This is a genomic window from Streptomyces sp. NRRL S-37 (assembly GCF_000721605.1).
In the GTDB taxonomy this organism is placed as follows: Bacteria; Actinomycetota; Actinomycetes; order Streptomycetales; family Streptomycetaceae; genus Streptomyces.
Genome location: NZ_JOIZ01000019.1, coordinates 333,929 through 353,816, shown reverse-complemented (window position 1 = coordinate 353,816; position 19,888 = coordinate 333,929). Strand labels below are relative to the sequence as shown.

At 72.5% G+C, this 19,888-nt stretch carries 16 protein-coding genes; 1 reads left to right on the top strand and 15 read right to left on the bottom strand.

Going from position 1 to position 19,888, the window contains the following annotated elements; all coding sequences use genetic code 11:
• Positions 1–76: 76 nt before the first annotated feature.
• From rpe to fmt, 3 genes are all read right to left on the bottom strand, one after another.
• Entirely contained in the window at positions 77–763 is a 687-nt protein-coding gene (gene rpe, locus IH50_RS0127420) for a ribulose-phosphate 3-epimerase (protein WP_030867794.1), read from the bottom strand.
• A 303-nt stretch (positions 764–1,066) separates the two neighbouring features.
• Positions 1,067–2,485: an RsmB/NOP family class I SAM-dependent RNA methyltransferase gene (locus IH50_RS0127415; RefSeq protein WP_030867790.1), complete on the bottom strand. Its 1,419-nt coding sequence runs from the start codon at positions 2,483–2,485 to the stop codon at positions 1,067–1,069.
• Between the two features lie 66 nt (positions 2,486–2,551).
• Positions 2,552–3,484 (bottom strand): methionyl-tRNA formyltransferase, encoded by a 933-nt coding sequence (gene fmt / locus IH50_RS0127410; protein WP_030867788.1) that lies wholly within the window; start codon positions 3,482–3,484, stop codon positions 2,552–2,554.
• Between the two features lie 356 nt (positions 3,485–3,840).
• On the opposite strand from fmt, the gene IH50_RS0127405 reads away from it, so the two are divergent.
• Complete coding sequence (locus tag IH50_RS0127405; RefSeq protein ID WP_030867785.1) at positions 3,841–4,383, top strand: hypothetical protein; 543 nt, start codon at positions 3,841–3,843, stop codon at positions 4,381–4,383.
• Between the two features lie 187 nt (positions 4,384–4,570).
• On the opposite strand, the gene IH50_RS0127400 is transcribed toward IH50_RS0127405, so the two are convergent.
• The 12 genes from IH50_RS0127400 to IH50_RS0127345 all read right to left on the bottom strand — a co-directional run bounded on the left by IH50_RS0127400 (position 4,571) and on the right by IH50_RS0127345 (position 19,888).
• Complete coding sequence (locus IH50_RS0127400) at positions 4,571–6,718, bottom strand: primosomal protein N' (RefSeq protein WP_030867783.1); 2,148 nt, start codon at positions 6,716–6,718, stop codon at positions 4,571–4,573.
• Positions 6,719–7,045: 327 nt separating this feature from the next.
• Complete coding sequence (gene metK, locus IH50_RS0127395; RefSeq protein ID WP_030867780.1) at positions 7,046–8,254, bottom strand: methionine adenosyltransferase; 1,209 nt, start codon at positions 8,252–8,254, stop codon at positions 7,046–7,048.
• A 237-nt stretch (positions 8,255–8,491) separates the two neighbouring features.
• Entirely contained in the window at positions 8,492–9,694 is a 1,203-nt protein-coding gene (coaBC, locus tag IH50_RS0127390) for a bifunctional phosphopantothenoylcysteine decarboxylase/phosphopantothenate--cysteine ligase CoaBC (RefSeq protein WP_030867775.1), read from the bottom strand.
• A 120-nt stretch (positions 9,695–9,814) separates the two neighbouring features.
• Positions 9,815–10,087, bottom strand: a complete 273-nt coding sequence (gene rpoZ / locus IH50_RS0127385) for a DNA-directed RNA polymerase subunit omega (protein WP_003988945.1) — start codon at positions 10,085–10,087, stop codon at positions 9,815–9,817.
• Positions 10,088–10,149: 62 nt separating this feature from the next.
• Complete coding sequence (gmk, locus tag IH50_RS0127380; RefSeq protein ID WP_030867773.1) at positions 10,150–10,707, bottom strand: guanylate kinase; 558 nt, start codon at positions 10,705–10,707, stop codon at positions 10,150–10,152.
• A gap of 60 nt (positions 10,708–10,767) precedes the next feature.
• Positions 10,768–11,091: an integration host factor gene (locus tag IH50_RS0127375; RefSeq protein WP_003977346.1), complete on the bottom strand. Its 324-nt coding sequence runs from the start codon at positions 11,089–11,091 to the stop codon at positions 10,768–10,770.
• 256 nt (positions 11,092–11,347) lie between these two features.
• Positions 11,348–12,193 carry an orotidine-5'-phosphate decarboxylase gene (gene pyrF / locus IH50_RS0127370; RefSeq protein ID WP_030867769.1) on the bottom strand — a complete coding sequence of 282 codons (846 nt, stop codon included), beginning with the start codon at positions 12,191–12,193 and terminating at the stop codon, positions 11,348–11,350.
• A complete protein-coding gene (locus IH50_RS0127365; RefSeq protein WP_030867767.1) occupies positions 12,190–13,296 on the bottom strand; it encodes a quinone-dependent dihydroorotate dehydrogenase in 1,107 nt (368 codons plus the stop codon). The genes pyrF and IH50_RS0127365 overlap by 4 nt, the downstream gene beginning before the upstream one ends.
• A gap of 293 nt (positions 13,297–13,589) precedes the next feature.
• The gene (carB, locus tag IH50_RS0127360; RefSeq protein ID WP_030867764.1) at positions 13,590–16,898 is read right to left on the bottom strand and encodes a carbamoyl-phosphate synthase large subunit; all 3,309 of its coding nucleotides are present in this window, start codon (positions 16,896–16,898) and stop codon (positions 13,590–13,592) included.
• Positions 16,891–18,048 carry a glutamine-hydrolyzing carbamoyl-phosphate synthase small subunit gene (gene carA / locus IH50_RS0127355; RefSeq protein WP_030867761.1) on the bottom strand — a complete coding sequence of 386 codons (1,158 nt, stop codon included), beginning with the start codon at positions 18,046–18,048 and terminating at the stop codon, positions 16,891–16,893. Before carA ends, carB begins: the two co-directional genes overlap by 8 nt.
• Positions 18,045–18,605 carry a hypothetical protein gene (locus tag IH50_RS0127350; RefSeq protein WP_030867759.1) on the bottom strand — a complete coding sequence of 187 codons (561 nt, stop codon included), beginning with the start codon at positions 18,603–18,605 and terminating at the stop codon, positions 18,045–18,047. Before IH50_RS0127350 ends, carA begins: the two co-directional genes overlap by 4 nt.
• Entirely contained in the window at positions 18,602–19,888 is a 1,287-nt protein-coding gene (locus IH50_RS0127345; RefSeq protein ID WP_030867757.1) for a dihydroorotase, read from the bottom strand. Before IH50_RS0127345 ends, IH50_RS0127350 begins: the two co-directional genes overlap by 4 nt.

Sequence of the window (19,888 nt, the reverse complement as noted above, 5' to 3'; positions counted from 1 at the left end):
TCTGGATTCGCCGTTCATCCTTGCAGATCCGGCGCGGTCGATCAGCCCTCCCGGGCGCCGTTCATGTTCCTGATGCTCAGTGGTCGCATGCCCACGACGCCTTGGCCGTCGCGGCCTCGGCCTGGTTGCGCAGCGCACGTACCGCCTCGGCCGGGTCCGCCGCCCCGTACACGGCGGAACCCGCGACGAAGACGTCGGCGCCGGCGTCGGCGCACCGCTCGATGGTGGACGCCGAGACCCCGCCGTCGACCTGGAGCCAGAGCTCCAGACCGTGCTTGCGGATCAGCTCGCGGGTACGGCGGATCTTCGGAAGCATGATGTCGAGGAACGCCTGCCCGCCGAAGCCGGGCTCGACCGTCATGATCAGCAGCATGTCGAGCTCGGGGAGCAGGTCCTCGTACGGCTCGACGGGGGTCGCCGGCCGCAGCGCCATGGAGGCACGGGCGCCCTTGGCGCGGATCTCCCGGGCGAGCCGCACGGGCGCGGTGGCCGCCTCCACGTGGAAGGTGACCGAACCGGCCCCCGCCTCCACGTACTGGGGCGCCCACCGGTCGGGGGCCTCGATCATCAGATGGCAGTCCAGCGGGGTGTCCGTCGCACGGGCGAGCGACTCCACGACCGGCACGCCGAGCGTGAGGTTCGGGACGAAGTGGTTGTCCATGACGTCGACGTGGAGCCAGTCGGCGCCGGCCACCGCCTTCGCCTCGTCGGCGAGGCGGGCGAAGTCGGCGGACAGGATGCTGGGACTGATCTGCGGGGCCATGCACCAAGCGTGCCATGTCCCGCGGGCGTTGCCCGCACCGGTCCCGCGCGGGCCGGCCGTGCTCGCCCCGGTTCGACCGCCGTACCGGGCGTGCCGGTGCCGCCGGCCACCGGGACGAACCCGTCCGGCACCACCGACCGCCGGAACGAACCCCGCCCGGTGCCTCGGCCCGGTCGCCGCGACCGGTGGCGCGGTCACCCCGGGCGCGCTCCCGGACGCCTTCGTCGTGCGGTCGGTGCCGGCGACGTCCCTGCCCCGGTTCCCGGACGCGGACCCAGTGGTGTGGCGGCCGGGAGACGGGCGTCAGCCGGTGCGGCGGATGAGGGCCAGGTACATCGCGTCGGTGCCGTGCAGATGCGGCCACAGCTGTACGTCGGGGCCCTCGCCGAGATCCGGTACGCCGGGCAGCAGCGGCCGGGCGTCGATCAGGTCGGCCTCCGGGAACTGCTTGAGGAGGTCGGCGACCACGGCCCGGGTCTCGGCCAGGTGCGGGGAGCAGGTGGCGTAGCCGACGACACCGCCGACCCGTACGGACTCCAGAGCGGTGCGCAGCAGACCGCGCTGGAGGGGGGCGAAGCCGTCCAGGTCCTCCGGGCGGCGCCGCCAGCGCGCCTCGGGGCGGCGGCGCAGGGCGCCGAGGCCGGTGCACGGCACGTCGACCAGCACCCGGTCGAAGCTGCCGGGCCGCCACGGCGGGCGCGTCCCGTCGGCGGCGACGACCTGGTACGGCCCCGGGTTCCCGGCGAGCGCCCTCGCCACCAGGCCGGCCCGGTGCGGCTGCTTCTCGGAGGCCAGCAGCACGGCGCCCCGCTCGGCGGCGAGCGCGCCCAGCAGCGCGGCCTTCCCGCCCGGTCCGGCGCAGCCGTCCAGCCACATCCGGTCGGGCCCCTCGACGGGCGCGTTCGCGAGCGCGAGCGCGACGAGCTGGCTGCCCTCGTCCTGCACCCCGGCCCGGCCCTGGGCGACCGCCGGGACGGCGCCCGGCTCCCCGCCCTCGGTGAGCCGCACCGCGTACGGCGACCAGCGGCCGGCGACCGCGGCCTCCTCGTCGAGCAGTTCGGTGGCGGTCGCCCGCCCGGGACGGGCGACCAGGGTCACCTCGGGCCGCTCGTTGTCGGCCCGCAGCAGCTCCTCGATGCCGGCGCGTCCGCCGCCGAGGGAGTCCCACAGCGCGGAGACGACCCAGCGGGGGTGCGAGTGCACCACGGCGAGGTGGTCCTCGGGATCCTCGTCGTAGGGCGGCGCGACCCGCTCCAGCCAGCCGTCGAGGTCGTCCTGCGCGATCTTACGCAAGACGGCGTTGACGAACTTGGCGCGGCCGTCGCCGAGCACCACCCGGGCCAGTTCGACCGTGGCGGACACGGCGGCGTGCGTCGGGATGCGCGTGCCCAGCAACTGGTGCGCGCCGAGGTTCAGCACGTCCAGCACCGGCGGGTCCACCTCGCGCAGCGGCCGGTCGACGCAGGCGGCGACGATCGCGTCGTACGTCCCCTGGCGGCGCAGCGTGCCGTACACCAGCTCGGTGGCCAGCGCCGCGTCGCGCGCGTCGAAGTCGCCGTTCTCGCGCGCCTTGCGCAGCAGCGGGGGCAGGACGAGGTTGGCGTACGCGTCCCGCTCGTCGACGGCCCGCAGGGCCTCGAAGGCGAGGATGCGGACGGGGTCCTTCTGGGGCCGGCGGTAGGGCTTGGCGGGCCTGCGGGGCCGACGGGGCTGGTCACTCACGAAAAAGGTGCTCCGGATGTGGGGTGAAGTGCGCTCTCCAGCCTACGTCGTGGAGATCCGGGGGCGTCAGGCGCCGACGGTCTCCCCGGCGGTGATCCGCACCCCGCGCGCCCAGTCCGCCGCCCGCATCGGCTTCTTGCCCTGAGGCTGCACCCACAGCAGCTCCACGGCGTACGAACCGGTGCCCACGTACACGTTGTTCTTGCCGGCGGACAGCTGCCCGGGCGCGAGGTCGGTCAGGTCCGGTACGGGGGCGGCCTGGACGATCTTCAGCCGCTCGCCCCGGAAGGTGGTCCAGGCGCCGGGCGCGGGGGTGCAGCCGCGCACCACGCGGTCGACACGCAGCGCCGGGGTGTTCCAGTCGACGCGGGCGTCCTCGACGGTGACCTTGGGGGCGAGGCTGACGCCGTCGGCGGGCTGCGGTACGGCCTTCAGGGTGCCGTCCTCGATGCCGTCCATGGTGGCGGCGAGCAGCCCGGCGCCGGCGAAGGCGAGCCGGGTGAGCAGGTCGCCGCTGGTGTCGGTGGGGCGGATCTCCTCGGTGATGGTGCCGTAGACGGGCCCGGAGTCGAGGCCCTCCTCGATGAGGAAGGTGGCGGCGCCGGTGATCTCGTCGCCGGCCATGACGGCGTGCTGCACGGGTGCGGCGCCGCGCCAGGCGGGCAGCAGCGAGAAGTGCAGGTTGACCCAGCCCCGGGCGGGGATGTCGAGGGCGGCCCTGGGCAGGAGGGCGCCGTAGGCGACGACGGGGCAGCAGTCCGGCGCGATCTCCTCGAGCCGCTCCAGGAACTCGGGGTCCCTGGGCCTCACCGGCTTCAGCACCTCGATCCCGGCCTCCTCCGCCCGCTCGGCGACGGGGGAGGCAACCAGCCTGCGCCCCCGCCCGGCGGGCGCGTCGGGCCGCGTGACGACGGCGGCCACCTCGTGCCGCCCGGAGGCGAGAAGAGCGTCCAGTGCGGGAACGGCGACCTCGGGGGTACCGGCGAAGACGAGCTTCATGGGGTGCTTGGGGCCTCTCGGGCGGGGACGGACACGGCAGCGCACCAGTCTATGGGGCGTGTGCCACGGGGACGTACGGGCACGCATCGCGGGGACGTACGAAGGGAAAGCCGCCGACGGCGACGCGGCCCCACGGGAGACGTCCGCCTCTCGGCCCACCGGAAACGGGGGGTGCGCGGACGGGAGACCCGCCGAGGCCGGAGGCCGAGGCGCACACCTCCACCGGGGGCGTACGCATATGCCGCCACGCCCCCACCCCGTGACCTGCGGAGCGCTCCCGCGTTGGTCAGCGAAGAGTTGACCACGGGCCCCGACACGGGCTCGATTCCTTTCACGCCGGTTCGAGAGGCTTGTTCATGGCCGACCACGCAACCCACGACGCCCAGGCTCGGGCCAGCCTGCACTTGCTGGTGCGGGACATCGAGCGGGTCCGCCGGCAGGTGGACGCGTTGCGCACGCTCACCGCCCAGTTGGGCAACGTCTACCGCCCGCGCCGCTCCGGGCCCTCCACGGGCTTCGTCGTCTACGGACGCGCCCCCGCCCCCACGGTCCGTCTCGCCCAGGAGCTGCGGGACAGTGTCGAGACCCTGGTCACGGCGGCCGTGGACTTCGACCGTTCCCTGGGCTTCTCGTGGGACGCCGTGGGCTCGGCGCTCGGGGTCACCAAGCAGGCGGTCCACCGCCGCTACGGCGCCCGCCGTGCCGCCGCCCAGGCGTCGGCGGCCGGCGAGGCCGCCGCGGAGGTGCCGGGCGCACGCGCGGTGAACGCGGTCGCCGGCGTCACCACGGTGCCGGCGGGCCCCGCGGCCCACTCCATGCCGACCCAGCCCACGGCCGGCAGTCCGTCCCTCCGCGACGAGCCGCGCTCGACGGCCTTGCCCTCCCCCCGCAACGGCTGAGCCCCCGCTCGCCGCACCGCACTCCGCCCTCCCGGACGCACCGCCCCCGGGAGGGCGGGGCACGTCCCGGCGGGTCCGGCCGATGTCCTCGGCAGCCGACCCTCCGGAGGCGGCGACACGGACCCACACAGGAGCATCCCCGCCCCCGGGAGGGCGTGCACACCCCGACAAGGGCCCGCCGGTGTCCTCAGCCGATGTCCGGAGGGTCGACGCGGACCCACACTGGGGTGTTCCCGCCGCGGGCCATACGTGCCGCCTGGGCCGACTTCAGCGCGGCGGTCAGCGCGGCGCCGTTGCCGGGAGGCACCCGGACCAGTGCCCGGTCCCAGTGCTCGCCGGGGGGCGGCGCGCCCGGCCGGCGCGGGCGGCCCGCCGGGGTGACCGGCAGGGGCACCGGGCCCAGGATCTCCGCCCGCGCGGGCAGCTCCACCGCGCGGAGGAACTCGGCCACCGCCTCGCCGGGCCCCGACACCGCCGCCATCCGGGACACCGGCGGGAATCCCAGTTCGCCCCGCTCGGCCAGTTCCCGTACCGCGTGCCCGACCGGGTCCCACCGGACCAGCGCCTGCACGGGCCGCAGGGTCGGCTCGGCGACCACGACCACCGTGCCGCCCTCGGACTGCGGCCGGACCAGTGCCGCCGCGCCGATCCAGCGGCGCAACGCGTCCTCCCCGGCCCGCAGGTCGGGCCGGCCCAGCATGGCCCACCCGTCCAGCAGCAGCGCCGCCGCGTATCCGCCCTCGGCCACCGGCTCCGCGCCGGGGGTGCTCACCACCAGCGCGGGTGTCCCGGGCACCGTGTCCAGCACGTGCTCGCGCCCGGAGGTGCGCACCGGGACCGCGGGGAAGGCGCGGCCCAGCTCCTCGGCGGTCCGCCGGGCCCCGACCACCTGGGCCCGCAGCCGGAACCCGCCGCACTCGGGGCAGTGCCAGCCGCTCTCCTCGCGCCCGCACCACTCGCACCGCAGCTCGTCGGCCCCCTGTGCCTGCAGCGGCCCGGAGCAGTGCCGGCACCGCGCGGGGGTCCGGCAGCCGGCGCACGCCATCCGCGGCACGTATCCACGGCGGGGCACCTGCACGAGCACCGGCCCGTGCCGCAGCCCCTCCCTGGCTGCCTGCCAGGCGAGGCTCGGCAGCCGCGCCGCGCGGGCGGCCTCGTCACGCGCGAGGTCCCCGTCCCCCACGGTCCGCACCAGCGGCGCGGCGGCCCGCACCCGCTCCCTCCCGGCGACCAGCGGCCGGGCCCAGCCGGTCTCCACGAGCTGGGCGGCCTCCACGGTGCAGTGCCGGCTGCCCAGCAGGAAGCCGCACCTGTCCTGCGCCGCCCGCAGCAGCAGCACCTCACGGGCGTGGGGCTGCGGGGCGTGCGGCTCGCTGTGGCTGTCGTCGCCGTCGTCCCAGACGGCCACGAGTCCGAGGTCCCGCACCGGTGCGAACATCGCCGCCCGCGTCCCGATGACGGCCCGTACGGATCCCCGCCGCACGGCGAGCCACCGCGCGTACCGCTTCTCCGGTCCGGCGTCGGCGGTGAGGACCGCGTGCCGGCCCTCCCCCAGCAGTCCGGTGAGTGCCGCGTCGGCGCGGGCCACGGCCCTTCCGTCCGGCAGGACGACCAGCGCGCCGCGCCCGGAGGCCAGGGTCGCGGCGACGGCCCGGGCCAGTTCCTCGCTCCAGCCCGGCCCCGGCAGCGCGTTCCACACGGCCCGTGGGGTGCCTCCCGAGGCCAGCGACTCCAGGAAGGCGGGCCCCTGCTCGTACCGCTCCCAGGAGCCGGGTACGGGCGCCGGGGGCGGCGGCAGCGGGTCGGGCGAGGGCCGCTGCTCGGCGCGGGCGTTGCGCGGCGGCACGGCGAGCTGGAGGACATCGGCGAGGCTGCCCGCGTACCGGTCGGCGACCGCGCGGGCGAGGCCCAGCAGCTCCTCGTCCAGCACCGGTTCGGGCGAGACCACCTGCGCCAGCGCCGCCAGGGGACCCGAGTAGTCGGACTCGGCGAGCCGCTCGACGAGGAACCCGTCGATCAGCCCGCCGCCCTCGCGCCGGCCCTCGCGCACCCGGTGCCGTCCGGCCCCGAACCGCACCCGCACCCGCACCCCCGGCTGCGCGTCGGCGTCCAGCTCCTCGGGCACGGCGTAGTCGAAGTAGCGGTCGAGGTGGAGCACGCCCTTGTCGACGAGGACCCGGGCGACGGGCAGCTCCTTGGCGAGCGCGGCGCCGCGCCAGGTACGGGGTTTGGCCCGGGGCGCCTTGGCCTTGCGCACGCTCTCCCGGATGAGCGCGAGCTGCTCGGGCGGCGCGCCCTCCGCACCGCCGTCCGACTGTCCGTTCTCGCTGCTCACGCCTGCATTCTTACCAAACGCCACTGACAGCGACGCCGGCCCGAGGACGAGCCGGGTACGGATCACGAACGCCCGAGGGCGCTTCTGCCTTGGACCACTCGGCCATACCGGTCCGGGACCGGCAGCAGGATTCGAACCTGCGAGGGTTGTCACCCGGAAGTATCCGTGCCCTTCGCACCGGGCCGTGGCGTCGCCGCACTCACAGCGTAGGGCTTGCTCCCGTGGAGTGCGCGGGCCTTTGCGGCGGAGCGGCTCCGTACGCGCCGAGGCCCGGCGGCCCCTCGAAAAGGGGTGCCGGGCCTCGGGAGAACCGCGGGGCGGCCGGACCTACAGCCCCGCCGCCTTGCGCAGGGCGTCCACGCGGTCGGTGCGCTCCCAGGTGAAGTCGGGCAGCTCACGGCCGAAGTGGCCGTAGGCGGCGGTCTGGGCGTAGATCGGGCGCAGCAGGTCGAGGTCCCGGATGATCGCGGCCGGACGGAGGTCGAAGACCTCGTCGATGGCCTTCTCGATCTTCTCGGTGTCGATCGTGGCGGTGCCGAAGGTCTCGACGAACAGGCCGACCGGCTCCGCCTTGCCGATGGCGTACGCCACCTGGACCTCGCAGCGGGCGGCCAGGCCGGCCGCCACCACGTTCTTGGCGACCCAGCGCATCGCGTACGCGGCCGAACGGTCCACCTTGGAGGGGTCCTTGCCGGAGAAGGCGCCGCCGCCGTGGCGGGCCATGCCGCCGTAGGTGTCGATGATGATCTTGCGGCCGGTGAGGCCGGCGTCGCCCATCGGGCCGCCGATCTCGAAGCGGCCGGTCGGGTTCACCAGCAGCCGGTAGTTCTCGGTGTCGAGCTTGATGCCCTCGTCCAGGAGCGCCTTCAGCTCCGGCTCCACGACGAACTCGCGGATGTCGGGGGCGAGCAGCGACTCCAGGTCGATGTCGGAGGCGTGCTGCGAGGAGACGACCACGGTGTCCAGACGGACCGCCTTGTCACCGTCGTACTCGATGGTGACCTGGGTCTTGCCGTCGGGGCGCAGGTAGGGGATGGTCCCGTTCTTGCGCACGTCGGAGAGGCGCTTGGACAGGCGGTGCGCGAGGAAGACCGGCAGCGGCATCAGCGTCGGCGTCTCGTCCGTCGCGTAGCCGAACATCAGGCCCTGGTCGCCGGCGCCCTGCCGGTCCAGCTCGTCCTCGTCACCCTCGACGCGGGCCTCGTAGGCGGCGTCGACGCCCTGCGCGATGTCCGGGGACTGCGCGCCGATGGACACCGAGACGCCGCAGGAGGCGCCGTCGAAGCCCTTCTTCGAGGAGTCGTAGCCGATCTCCAGGATCTTGTTGCGCACCAGCGTCGCGATGTCCGCGTACGTCTTGGTGGTGACCTCGCCGGCCACGTGCACCAGACCGGTGGTGATCAGGGTCTCGACGGCGACCCGGGAGGTCGGGTCCTCACGGAGGAGTGCGTCGAGAATGGTGTCGCTGATCTGGTCAGCGATCTTGTCGGGGTGACCCTCGGTCACGGACTCCGAGGTGAACAGACGACGGGACACAACGCTCCCTGGGGTTGCAGCGGCTGCTGGCTGATCATTGGCGGACGGCGGGGGCTGCACCCGACGCCGTCCGTGGAACAGTTTATCGGTCGCGCTTCGCCACGGGTCCCCCCGTCTCGTCTCGCGAGAGCGCTGTGACCTGCGGCACGGGCATTCTGCCCATGCCGAGCGAGGTTGACCAGAGGCGCCACGCCCCGAAGGACGAGGTTTCGGGAACCGGACGACGAAATGAATCACTCATCCGAGGCGTTCGGCCACCAGGTCCCATACGGTTTCGGCCAGGGCTTCCTTGGGGCCGTGCGGGACGGGGGTCTCGCTGCCGTCGGTGCCCAGCACCACGGCCTCGTTCTCCTCGGAGCCGAAGGTCTTGCGTTCCCCCACCTCGTTCACCACCAGCAGATCGCAGCCCTTGCGCTTCAGTTTGGCGCGGCCGTTGGCGAGCACGTCGTCGGTCTCGGCGGCGAAGCCGACGATCACCTGCCCGGCGCGCGTCCGGTCGCCGGAGATCTCGGCGAGGATGTCCGGATTCCGTACCAGGGTGATGGGCTCGGGCTCCCGGTCGTCCTTCTTCTTGATCTTGCCGGTGGCGTAGGCGGCCGGCCGGAAGTCGGCGACGGCCGCGGCCATGACCACGGCGTCCGCGTCGGCCGCGGCGGTGAGGACGGCCTCGCGCAGCTCCACGGCGGTCCCCACCCGGACGAGGTCCACGCCCGCCGGGTCGGGCAGGGCGGTGTTGGCCGCGATCAGTGTGACGCGGGCGCCGCGGGCGGCGGCGGTGCGGGCGAGGGCGTAGCCCTGCTTGCCGGAGGAACGGTTGCCGAGGAAACGGACGGGGTCGAGGGGCTCGCGGGTGCCTCCGGCGCTGACGACGACATGCCGGCCCTCGAGGTCGGGCTCGGTGACGCCGCGGGCCAGCACCCGGCGGCAGACCTCGAAGATCTCGCCCGGGTCGGGCAGCCGGCCCTTGCCGGTGTCGGCGCCGGTGAGACGGCCGACGGCCGGTTCGATCACGACGGCGCCGCGGCGGCGCAGGGTGGCCACGTTCTCCCGGGTGGCCGGGTGCTCCCACATCTCGGTGTGCATGGCGGGGGCGAAGACCACCGGGCAGCGGGCGGTGAGCAGGGTGTTGGTGAGGAGGTCGTCGGCCAGGCCGTGGGCCGCCTTGGCGAGCATGTCGGCGGTGGCGGGGGCGACGACCACCAGGTCGGCGTGCTGTCCGATGCGGACGTGGGGCACCTCGTGGACGTCGTCCCAGACCTCGGTGGAGACCGGGTTGCCGGAGAGCGCGGACCACGTGGCGGCGCCGACGAAGTGCAGCGCGGAGGCGGTGGGGACGACCCGGACGTCGTGTCCCGACTCCGTCAGCCGCCTGAGCAGCTCACAGGCCTTGTACGCGGCGATGCCGCCGCTGACCCCCAGAACGACCTTCGGCTTGTCCACCGTCTCTCCCCGGACCTCGGAAATGTGCGAGCACCCCCATGAGACACCACAGGCCCGGCAACGTGCTGCCGGGCCTGTGGAAAAGTCAGCTGCAGTCAGCTGATACGACGTACCGACCGATTACTGAGCGGGGCCTTCGACGGCCTCGGAGGTCAGCAGCCCCGCGTTGATCTCGCGCAGGGCGATCGAGAGCGGCTTCTCGTGGACATGGGTGTCGACGAGGGGACCGACGTACTCGAGCAGACCCTCGCCGAGCTGCGAGTAGTACGCGTTGATCTGGCGGGCCCGCTTGGCCGCGTAGATCACGAGGCTGTACTTCGAGTCCGTGGCCTCGAGGAGCTCGTCGATCGGCGGGTTGATGATGCCCTCGGGCGCGGAGATGGAAGAGGACACGCTCTACCTTCCGATGGATGGGAAAGATTCAGTCGGCGCGATGGGTGAACGATTGCTCACGATCACACGACGTTCATCAAGGCTAGCAGCTCGCGGGCCACGTCCTCGACGGAGGTGTTGACCAGGGTGGTGTCGAACTCCGGCTCGGCGGCCAGTTCGGTCTTCGCGGCCTCCAGCCGGCGCTCGATGACCTCGGGCGACTCGGTGCCCCGGCCCGTGAGCCTGCGCACGAGCTCCTCCCAGGAGGGAGGAGCCAGGAACACCGACTGGGCCTCGGCCATGGACTCGCGGACCTGCCGCGCGCCCTGGAGGTCGATCTCCAGCAGCACGGGCACCCCCGCCTCCAGGTGCTCCAGCACCGCCGCGCGGGGAGTGCCGTAACGGTTGCCGGCGAACTCGGCCCACTCCAGCAGCTCGCCGTTGGCGATCAGCTTGTCCATCTCCTCGTCGGTGACGAAGAAGTAGTGGACTCCGTGCTGCTCCCCGGGGCGGGGCGCCCGGGTCGTCGCCGACACCGAGAGCCAGACCTCGGGGTGTTCCTTGCGCATATGGGCGACGACCGTGCTCTTGCCGACCCCGGAGGGGCCGGAGAGCACGGTCAGCCGCGGACGTTCAGTCATGCAGCGATTATTCCAGCAATCACGGGATGTCCGGGACGCCGGTCCCGGAACGCCCCGTACTCAGGAACCGGTGCTGCCGAACTCGCGCTCCAGGGAGGCGATCTGGTTGGACCCGAGACCACGCACGCGGCGGCTCTCGGAGATGCCCAGCCGCTCCATGATCTGCTTGGCGCGGACCTTGCCCACGCCCGGCAGGGACTCCAGCAGGGCGGAGACCTTCATCTTGCCGATGACGTCGTTCTCCTGACCCTGCTTGATGACCTCGTGAAGCGAGGCGCCGGAGTGCTTGAGTCGATTCTTGACCTCGGCCCGCTCCCGGCGAGCCGCGGCGGCCTTTTCGAGCGCGGCTGCGCGCTGTTCAGGGGTAAGGGGCGGAAGAGCCACGCCTACGTCACCTCGGATGTCGAACTGTCGGATACGGACCGGTGAGGAACCTAGTCGCCCCACACCTGGGGAGTCACGAACGACACCGTCGCCCGTTCACTCTCCGTCGGAGACTAGCGGCCAACTCCGCCGGAGTCAGCGAGAACTGCGGAAAAGTCCTGGTCAGCCTCCGTCAGGCCGGACATTTAAGACATAATCCCCTGGATTTGAGGATGTATCCAGAGTCCGGCGACCATGGATTCCCTCGTCGGCCGGTTCAGGCCGCTGCCACGGCGGCCCTGATCTCCTCCGCGAACCGCTCCGCGGCGTCACGCAGAGCGACCGTGTCGGGACCGTGGCGCAACACTCCCCGGCTGACGTTCGGCACCACGTTGCGCACCGCGCCGCCGAAGACCGCCGGGAGATCGGCCGCCGTGGCCCCCTGCGCGCCGATACCGGGCGCGAGGATCGGCCCGCCCATGTCCAGGTCGTACGAGGAGAGGTCGCCGAGCGTCGCGCCGACCACCGCGCCGAAGGACCCGAGCGGCTCCTCGCCGGCGTTCTCGACGGCCAGGTGCCCGAGCACGGTCGCCCCGACGGTGCGCCCGTCGGCACGGATCGCGTGCTGGACCTCGCCGCCCTCCGGGTTGGACGTCAGCGCCAGCACGAACAGCCCGGTGCCGGTCTCCCGGGCCAGCGCGACGGCCGGGCTGAGCGAGCCGTAGCCGAGGTACGGCGAGACGGTGAGCGCGTCGGAGAACAGGGGCGCGTCCTTGTGCAGGAAGGACTCGGCGTAGGCGGCCATGGTGGAGCCGATGTCACCGCGCTTGGCGTCCATGACGACCAGCGCGCCGGCCGCCCGCGCCTCCTGGACCGTCCGCTCCAGGACGGCGACACCGCGCGAGCCGAAGCGCTCGAAGAAGGCGCTCTGCGGCTTCAGCACGGCCACCCGGCCGGCGACCGCCTCGACGACGGTGCGGCTGAACCGCTCCAGGCCCGCCACATCGTCGTTCAGGCCCCACTCGGCGAGCAGGGAGGCGTGCGGGTCGATGCCCACGCACAGCGGGCCGCGCTCGTCCATCGCGCGGCGCAGCCGCGCGCCGAAGGGTTCCGTGCCGGTCATACCGTCGTCCTCACATCGGCGCCCACCGCGTCGGCGAGCGTGGCGTACGGGCTGGTGCGCAGCCGCGCGGCGAGCCCCTTGTGCATGGCACGGCCCCAGAAGGGGCCTTCGTAGATGAACGCGCTGTACCCCTGGACCAGCGTGGCACCGGCCAGAATGCGCTGCCAGGCGTCCTCGGCGCTCTCGACGCCGCCGACGCCGACCAGGGTGATCCGGTCGCCCACGCGCGCGTAGAGGCGGCGCAGCACCTCCAGGGAGCGTGCCTTGAGGGGGGCACCGGAGAGGCCGCCGGTCTCCTGGACGAGGGCGGGCGAGGACGTCAGGCCGAGGCCCTCGCGGGCGATGGTGGTGTTGGTGGCGATGATGCCGTCCAGGCCGAGTTCCACGGCGAGGTCGGCGACCGCGTCGACGTCCTCGTCGGCGAGGTCGGGGGCGATCTTCACCAGCAGCGGCACCCGGCGGGCGGGCACCGTACGGTCGGCGGCCTCGCGGACGGCGGCGAGCAGCGGGCGCAGGTGGTCCACGGCCTGCAGATCGCGCAGTCCGGGCGTGTTCGGGGAGGAGACGTTGACGACCAGGTAGTCGGCGTACGGCGCCAGCCGCTCGGCGGACTTCACGTAGTCGGCGACGGCCTCGTCCTCGGGGACGGCCTTGGTCTTGCCGATGTTGACGCCGACGACCGTCCTGAAGACGGGCGTACGGGAGGCCAGGCGCGCGGCGACGGCGAGCGAGCCCTCGTTGTTGAAGCCCATGCGGTTGATCAGGGCCCGGTCGGCGACCAGGCGGAACAGCCGCTTCCTGGGGTTGCCCGGCTGCGGTTCCCCGGTCACCGTGCCGATCTCGACGTGGTCGAAGCCGAGCATCGCCATGCCGTCGATCCCGACGGCGTTCTTGTCGAAGCCGGCGGCGAGGCCGAAGGGGCTGTGCAGACGCAGCCCCAGGGCCTCGGTGCGCAGTTCCTTGTGGCGGGGGGCGAGCACGGCGGCGACGAAGGTCCGCAAGCCGGGGACGCGCGCGACGAGACGGATCCAGCGGAAGGCCAGGTGGTGGGCCTGTTCCGGGTCCATCCGTTTGAACACCAGATTGAAGAAGAGTTTGTACATGGAGCCGAATCCCTCATGTGAGTGATGGCACGGCGCGGCGCCACAGCCTGGGCTGCCCACACCCGGCCGGGTGCCGGGTCTACCGCCGGGCCGGCGGGAAGTGATGTCTGTGGAGCTGGTGTAAGACCGTCGGGCAGTCTCCCTGTCCCTCGCCTTAACCGGGACGGCGGTCGGCGTCGAAGCAGAAAGCCCTGTGGGCGACCGCAGGATTCCGTCCTGACGGAGCGGAAGAGGTCAAGAAGAGGGGGACACCGTGTATCCGCTATCCGGTGTCCCCCTGATTCTCAGCAGCGTCAGTCGCGGGCCGCGGTCAGGTGTTCCGCGTGTTCCTGGAGCGAGCGGACGCCCACGTCGCCGCGGTTGAGCGCGTCGATGCCCTGGACGGCGGCGGCGAGCGCCTGGACCGTCGTCAGGCAGGGCACGGACCGGGCCACCGCCGCCGTACGGATGTCGTAGCCGTCGAGGCGGCCACCGGTGCCGTACGGGGTGTTGACGATGAGGTCGACCTCGCCGTCGTGGATGAGCTGGACGACGGTCTTCTCGCCGTTCGGGCCGGGGCCCTCGGACTGCTTGCGCACGACCGTGGCGTTGATGCCGTTGCGCCGGAGGACCTCGGCGGTGCCGGAGGTGGCCATCAGCTCGAAGCCGTGGGCGACCAGCTCCCGCGCGGGGAAGATCATCGAGCGCTTGTCGCGGTTGGCGACCGAGATGAACGCGCGTCCCTTGGTCGGCAGCGGTCCGTAGGCGCCCGCCTGCGACTTGGCGTACGCCGTGCCGAAGACGGAGTCGATGCCCATGACCTCGCCGGTGGAGCGCATCTCCGGGCCGAGGACGGTGTCGACGCCTCGGCCGTGGATGTCGCGGAAGCGGGACCACGGCATCACGGCCTCCTTGACGGAGATCGGCGCGTCCAGCGGCAGCTCGCCGCCGTCGCCGTTCGCCGGGAGCAGCCCCTCGGCGCGCAGCTCGGCGACGGTGGCGCCCAGCGAGATCCGCGCGGCGGCCTTCGCCAGCGGCACCGCGGTCGCCTTCGAGGTGAAGGGCACGGTGCGCGAGGCACGCGGGTTGGCCTCCAGGACGTACAGGATGTCCCCGGCCAGCGCGAACTGGATGTTGATCAGACCGCGCACGCCGACACCGCGCGCGATGGCCTCCGTGGAGGCGCGCAGCCGCTTGATGTCGAAGCCGCCGAGCGTGATCGGGGGCAGGGCGCACGCCGAGTCGCCGGAGTGGATGCCGGCTTCCTCGATGTGCTCCATGACACCGCCGAGGTACAGCTCCTCGCCGTCGTACAGGGCGTCCACGTCGATCTCTATGGCGTCGTCGAGGAAGCGGTCGACGAGCACCGGCCGGGAGGGGCTGATCTCGGTCGACTCGGCGATGTAGGACTCCAGCCGGGTCTCGTCGTAGACGATCTCCATGCCGCGTCCGCCGAGCACGTAGGACGGGCGGACGAGGACCGGGTAGCCGATCTCGTCGGCGATGGCCTTGGCCTCGGCGAAGGTGGTGGCGGTGCCGTGCTTGGGGGCCGGCAGTCCGGCCTCCTTGAGGACCCGGCCGAAGGCGCCGCGGTCCTCGGCGGCGTGGATGGCCTCCGGGGAGGTGCCGACGATCGGCACGCCGTTGTCCTTCAGCGCCTGCGCCAGGCCGAGCGGGGTCTGGCCGCCGAGCTGGACGATCATGCCCGCTACCGGTCCGGCCTGCCGCTCGGCGTGGACGATCTCCAGGACGTCCTCCAGGGTGAGCGGCTCGAAGTAGAGCCGGTCGGAGGTGTCGTAGTCGGTGGAGACGGTCTCCGGGTTGCAGTTGACCATCACGGTCTCGTACCCGGCGTCGCTCAGCGCGAAGGAGGCGTGGACGCAGGAGTAGTCGAACTCGATGCCCTGGCCGATGCGGTTCGGGCCGGAGCCCAGGATGATCACCGCGGGCTTCTCGCGGGGCGCGACCTCGGTCTCCTCGTCGTAGGAGGAGTAGAAGTACGGCGTCCGCGCGGCGAACTCGGCGGCGCAGGTGTCGACCGTCTTGTAGACCGGGCGGATGCCGAGGGCGTGCCGCACCTCGCGGACGACGTCCTCGCGCAGGCCGCGGATCTCGGCGATCTGCTGGTCGGAGAAGCCGTGCCGCTTGGCCTCGGCGAGCAGCGCACTTGTCAGCTCGGGGGCGGCGGCCAGCTCGTCGGCGGTCTCCTTGATGAGGAAGAGCTGGTCGACGAACCAGGGGTCGATCTTCGTGGCGTCGAAGACCTCCTCGGGGGTGGCGCCCGCGCGGATGGCTCCCATGACCGCGTTGATCCGGCCGTCCGTCGGGCGGACCGCCTCGCGCAGCAGCTCGTCCTTGTCGCCGGGCTCGCCGACGAAGGTGAACTGGCTGCCCTTCTTCTCCAGGGAGCGCAGCGCCTTCTGGAAGGCCTCGGTGAAGTTGCGGCCGATGGCCATGGCCTCGCCGACCGACTTCATGGTGGTGGTGAGGGTGGAGTCGGCGCTCGGGAACTTCTCGAAGGCGAACCGGGGGGCCTTCACGACGACGTAGTCGAGCGTGGGCTCGAAGGAGGCCGGGGTCTCCTGGGTGATGTCGTTGGGGATCTCGTCGAGGGTGTAGCCGACGGCGAGCTTGGCGGCGATCTTGGCGATGGGGAAGCCGGTCGCCTTGGAAGCCAGCGCCGAGGAACGCGACACGCGCGGGTTCATCTCGATGACGATGACGCGGCCGTCGACCGGGTTCACCGCGAACTGGATGTTGCAGCCGCCGGTGTCGACGCCGACCTCGCGGATGATCGCGATGCCGACGTCGCGCAGGGTCTGGTACTCGCGGTCGGTGAGCGTCATCGCGGGCGCGACGGTGATCGAGTCGCCGGTGTGCACGCCCATGGGGTCGAAGTTCTCGATGGAGCAGACGACCACGACGTTGTCGTTCTTGTCGCGCATCAGCTCCAGCTCGTACTCCTTCCAGCCGAGGATGGACTCCTCCAGGAGCACCTCGGTGGTCGGCGAGAGGGTGAGGCCCTGCCCGGCGATGCGGCGCAGCTCCTCCTCGTCGTGGGCGAAGCCGGAGCCGGCGCCGCCCATGGTGAAGGAGGGGCGCACGACGACCGGGTAGCCGCCGAGCGTGTCGACCCCGGCGAGGACGTCGTCCATGGAGTGGCAGATGACCGAGCGGGCGGACTCGCCGTGCCCGGTCTTCTTGCGGACCTCCTCGACGACCTCCTTGAACAGGTCGCGGTCCTCGCCCTTGTTGATGGCCTCGACGTTGGCGCCGATCAGCTCGACGCCGTACTTCTCCAGGACGCCGTTGTCGTGCAGCGAGATGGCGGTGTTGAGGGCCGTCTGGCCGCCCAGGGTGGGCAGCAACGCGTCGGGCCGCTCCTTGGCGATGATCTTCTCGACGAACTCGGGGGTGATCGGCTCGACGTAGGTGGCGTCGGCGATCTCCGGGTCGGTCATGATCGTCGCCGGGTTGGAGTTGACGAGGATCACGCGCAGACCCTCGGACTTCAGCACGCGGCACGCCTGGGTGCCGGAGTAGTCGAACTCGGCGGCCTGGCCGATGACGATCGGGCCGGAGCCGATGACCAGGACGGACTGGATATCGGTGCGCTTAGGCACGCTGGCCCTCCATCGGGACTGAGCTCATCAAAGACGTGAAGCGGTCGAACAGGTAGGCGGCGTCGTGCGGGCCCGCTGCCGCTTCGGGGTGGTACTGGACGCTGAAGGCCGGGCGGTCGAGCAGCCGGAGGCCCTCCACCACGTTGTCGTTCAGGCAGACGTGGGACACCTCGGCGCGGCCGAACGGGGTCTCGGAGACCTCGTCCAGCGGAGCGTCGACGGCGAAGCCGTGGTTGTGCGCGGTGACCTCGACCTTGCCGGTCGTACGGTCCTGCACCGGCTGGTTGATGCCGCGGTGGCCGTACTTCAGCTTGTAGGTGCCGAAGCCGAGGGCGCGGCCCAGGATCTGGTTGCCGAAGCAGATGCCGAAGAGCGGGGTGCCGCGCTCCAGGACCGCCCGCATCAGGGCGACCGGGTGGTCGGCGGTGGCGGGGTCGCCGGGGCCGTTGGAGAAGAACACGCCGTCCGGGTTCACGGCGTAGACGTCGTCCACGGTCGCGGTGGCCGGCAGGACGTGCACCTCGATGCCGCGCTCGGCCATGCGCTGCGGGGTCATGCCCTTGATGCCGAGGTCGACGGCGGCGACCGTGAACTTCTTGTCGCCGATCGCGGGGACGACGTACGGCTCGGTGGTGGCGACCTCGGAGGACAGGTCGGCGCCCTTCATCTGGGGCGCCTCCTGGACGCGGGCCAGCAGCGCCGCGTCGTCGCGCACGGCGTCGCCGCTGAAGATGCCGACGCGCATGGCGCCGCGCTCGCGCAGGTGGCGGGTGAGCGCGCGGGTGTCGATGCCGCTGATGCCGACGACGCCCTGTGCGGCGAGCTCCTCGTCCAGCGAGCGCCGGGAGCGCCAGTTGGAGGGTGTGCGCGCGGGGTCGCGCACGACGTAGCCGGAGACCCAGATCCGCTTCGACTCGGCGTCCTCGTCGTTGACGCCGGTGTTGCCGACGTGCGGGGCGGTCATCACCACGACCTGGCGGTGGTACGACGGGTCGGTGAGGGTCTCCTGGTAGCCGGTCATGCCGGTGGAGAACACCGCTTCGCCGAAGGTCTCCCCCACCGCCCCGTAGGCACGGCCGCGGAAGATCCGGCCGTCCTCCAGGACGAGTACGGCGGGAACCTTGCTGGTTCCCCTGGTGGAGGTTGTCATCGTGCGCCTTCCGTCTTGTTGATCATCTGGTTCAGGGCCTCGGCCCATGCGTGGTGCTCGGCCGCGTGGTCGGAGCGGAAGCCGGAGTCGATCTGCCGCTCGCCGTGCGCCCAGGTCACGATCAGCAGGCCGCCCTCGGTGAGGACCTTGCCGGCGATGCCCTTGTCGAGCCGGGCTCCGCGCAGCGCGTGGACCGGGACGAAGAAGTCGTTCGCCCCGGGGCGTACGACGTCCAGTCCGGCGTCCGTCAGCGTGAGCTCGGCCCTGCTGCGGGTGCCCAGGCCGTGCGCCACGATGCGGTCGAGCCACTGACCGGCGGTGGTGGAGCCGTGGTAGCGGCCGCTCATCGTCAGTCTCGCCGGGCCGGGGTCGTCCGGCACGGTGGGCAGCTCGGGCAGGTCGCCCTGGAGCGTGCCGCGCCACTTCCAGCCCTCGCGCATCAGCCAGTAGACGAGCGCCACGAAGAGGGCGAGTCCGACGACCCAGCCGATCCGGGCGGCCCAGTCGGTCACTTCCGCCGATTCCTTCCCGGCGGCCAGCAGGAGTACAGGTGTCACGTGAGCTTCCCGTCGACGAGCGTGGCCTTGCCCCGGAGCCAGGTGTGCGTGACACGGCCCGGCAGCTCGCGGCCCTCGTACGGGGTGTTGCGGCTGCGCGAGGCGAAGCCCGCGGGGTCCACAGGGCCACGGTATGCCGTGTCGACGAGGGTGAGGTTGGCGGGCTCACCTGCCGAGACGGGACGGCCGTGGCCCTCGGCCCGTCCGATGCGCGCGGGCGTGAAGGACATGCGGTCGGCGACGCCGGCCCAGTCGAGCAGGCCCGTGTCGACCATGGTCTCCTGGACCACCGACAGCGCGGTCTCCAGGCCGACCATGCCCATGGCGGCGGCGGCCCACTCGCAGTCCTTGTCCTCGTGCGGGTGCGGGGCGTGGTCGGTGGCGACGATGTCGATGGTGCCGTCGGCGAGCGCCTCGCGCAGCGCCGTCACGTCGCGCTCGGTGCGCAGCGGCGGGTTGACCTTGTAGACCGGGTTGTACGACCGGACCAGCTCGTCGGTGAGGAGGAGGTGGTGCGGGGTGACCTCGGCGGTGACGCGGATGCCGCGGGACTTGGCCCAGCGGACGATCTCGACGCTGCCCGCCGTCGACAGGTGGCAGATGTGGACGCGGGAGCCGACGTGCTCGGCGAGCAGCACGTCCCGCGCGATGATCGACTCCTCGGCGACGGCCGGCCAGCCGCCGAGTCCCAGCTCGGCGGAGACGACGCCCTCGTTCATCTGGGCGCCCTCGGTGAGGCGGGGCTCCTGCGCGTGCTGGGCGACGACGCCGCCGAAGGCCTTCACGTACTCCAGGGCGCGGCGCATGATCACGGCGTCGTGGACGCACTTGCCGTCGTCGGAGAAGACGGTGACGCCGGCCGCGGACTCGTGCATGGCGCCCAGCTCGGCGAGCTTCTGTCCCTCCAGGCCGACGGTGACGGCGCCGATGGGCTGCACGTCGCAGTAGCCGGACTCCTGGCCGAGCCGCCAGACCTGCTCGACGACGCCGGCGGTGTCGGCGACGGGGAAGGTGTTGGCCATGGCGAAGACGCTGGTGTAGCCGCCGCTCGCCGCCGCGCGGGTGCCGGTCAGGACGGTCTCGGAGTCCTCGCGGCCGGGTTCGCGCAGGTGGGTGTGCAGGTCGACCAGGCCCGGCAGGAGCACCTTGCCGCCGGCCTCGACGACCTCGGCGCCGTCGGCGGACAGGCCGGTGCCGACCTGTGTGATCGTCTCGCCGTCGATCAGGACGTCCTGCGGCTCGCCGCCGAGCACCTTCGCACCGCGGATCAGGATCTTGCTCAT

Coding starts and splice junctions, on each gene's coding strand:
- pyrF (WP_030867769.1), bottom strand. CDS start 12,193: ATGACCGGCACGGAACCCTTCGGCGCGCGGCTGCGCCGCGCGATGGAC.
- carA (WP_030867761.1), bottom strand. CDS start 18,048: ATGACAACCTCCACCAGGGGAACCAGCAAGGTTCCCGCCGTACTCGTC.
- IH50_RS0127405 (WP_030867785.1), top strand. CDS start 3,841: ATGGCCGACCACGCAACCCACGACGCCCAGGCTCGGGCCAGCCTGCAC.
- IH50_RS0127345 (WP_030867757.1), bottom strand. CDS start 19,888: ATGAGCAAGATCCTGATCCGCGGTGCGAAGGTGCTCGGCGGCGAGCCG.
- gmk (WP_030867773.1), bottom strand. CDS start 10,707: ATGACTGAACGTCCGCGGCTGACCGTGCTCTCCGGCCCCTCCGGGGTC.
- rpe (WP_030867794.1), bottom strand. CDS start 763: ATGGCCCCGCAGATCAGTCCCAGCATCCTGTCCGCCGACTTCGCCCGC.
- IH50_RS0127365 (WP_030867767.1), bottom strand. CDS start 13,296: ATGTACAAACTCTTCTTCAATCTGGTGTTCAAACGGATGGACCCGGAA.
- fmt (WP_030867788.1), bottom strand. CDS start 3,484: ATGAAGCTCGTCTTCGCCGGTACCCCCGAGGTCGCCGTTCCCGCACTG.